Source organism: Tepidimonas sp., from assembly GCF_046292505.1.
Lineage (GTDB): Bacteria > Pseudomonadota > Gammaproteobacteria > Burkholderiales > Burkholderiaceae_C > Tepidimonas.
The window spans coordinates 1-1,175 of record NZ_JBKBQX010000103.1 but is presented as its reverse complement, the minus strand read 5'-3'; the positions used below and the strand labels follow the sequence as shown (position 1 = coordinate 1,175).

Below are 1,175 nucleotides of genomic sequence, written 5' to 3'. Positions count from 1 at the left end.
CCGATGCCCAGCAACGACAGGGGCGCCGGCCACTCCCCCCGCCACAGGTAGGCATACAACAAGGCGGCCAGCGTCTCCAGACGCTCGACCCAGTGGTCATAAAACCGGGCCAGCCGATCGATGTAGGCTGGGCTGTCGAATGGCAGCTCGGTGGTGACGGGATACTCCATCGCGTGCTCCACCGCCTGCGGTAACAGCCAGGTTTGCGCGATGCGCCGCGCCCGTCCGGGGCGGCCGCGCTTGCGGAAATAGGCCACCTGACGCGCCTGGACAAGCCATCGCTGGGCGCGCACCGTCACCAACTGCGGGTCGCCTGGCCCCAAACCGACGCCGACGATGCGCCCCATCAGCGCTCCTCCTCGCTGGCCAGCGCGTTGAGCGCCGCCGCCACGATGGCCGAGCCGCCCAAACGCCCGTGCACCGTCAGCGCCGGGGCGGGCGGCTGCGCCATCAGGGCCGCCTTGGACTCCGCCGCCCCGACGAAGCCCACCGGACAGCCCACGATGGCCGCCGGTCGCGGGCAGCCGGGCTCGCGCAGCATTTCTAGAAGCCGAAACAGGGCCGTCGGCGCGTTGCCAATGGCCACCACCGAGCCGGCCAGATGCGGCCGCCACCGCTCCAGCGCCGCTGCGCTGCGCGTGGTGCCCAGGCGCTGCGCCAGAGCGCTGACGTCGGGGTCGTGCAGCGTGCAAAGCACCGGGTTGTCCGCAGGCAGACGCCGACGCGTGATGCCAGCGGCCACCATCTGCGCGTCGCACAAAATCGGCGCGCCGCGGCGCAGCGCGGCGCGTGCCGACGGCACCAGATCCGGCGTGAACGCCACGTCCTTGGCCAGCTCCACCAGGCCGCAGGCGTGGATCATGCGCACCACCACCGGCTCTTGCTCGGCATCGAAGCGCGCCAGGTCGGCCTCGGCGCGAATGATGGCGAACGAGCGGCGGTAGATCGCCGCGCCGTCGCGCTCGTAATCGTTAAGCGGCTCAGTCGTCATCGCGCCACCCGCTCCTTTTCTGATCTTGACCCCTCGCGCCGCGAAACGCCGCGGCGCACCGCGTCGATGAGCGGCCCGACTTCGCTGAAATGCGCCTTGGCCGCGGCATCGGCCTTCGTGCCGGCAGGCAGCAGCTGCACCTACGATGCGCGGGCAGCCGGCGCGCGTGCTTGCGCGATGCGCC

General features: G+C 71.5%; 3 protein-coding genes. All 3 read right to left on the bottom strand.

Features of this window, described 5'->3' with window-relative positions; translation table 11 throughout:
* Window positions 1-347, bottom strand: a 347-nt coding sequence (locus ACK4TH_RS11995; RefSeq protein WP_409626770.1) for an SAM-dependent methyltransferase, incomplete at its 3' end; no start/stop codon positions are given.
* Window positions 347-991: a precorrin-8X methylmutase gene (locus ACK4TH_RS11990; protein WP_409626768.1), complete on the bottom strand. Its 645-nt coding sequence runs from the start codon at window positions 989-991 to the stop codon at window positions 347-349. The genes ACK4TH_RS11995 and ACK4TH_RS11990, both read right to left, overlap by 1 nt.
* A complete protein-coding gene (locus ACK4TH_RS11985) occupies window positions 988-1,131 on the bottom strand; it encodes a hypothetical protein (protein WP_409626766.1) in 144 nt (47 codons plus the stop codon). Before ACK4TH_RS11985 ends, ACK4TH_RS11990 begins: the two co-directional genes overlap by 4 nt.
* Window positions 1,132-1,175 lie beyond the last annotated feature (44 nt).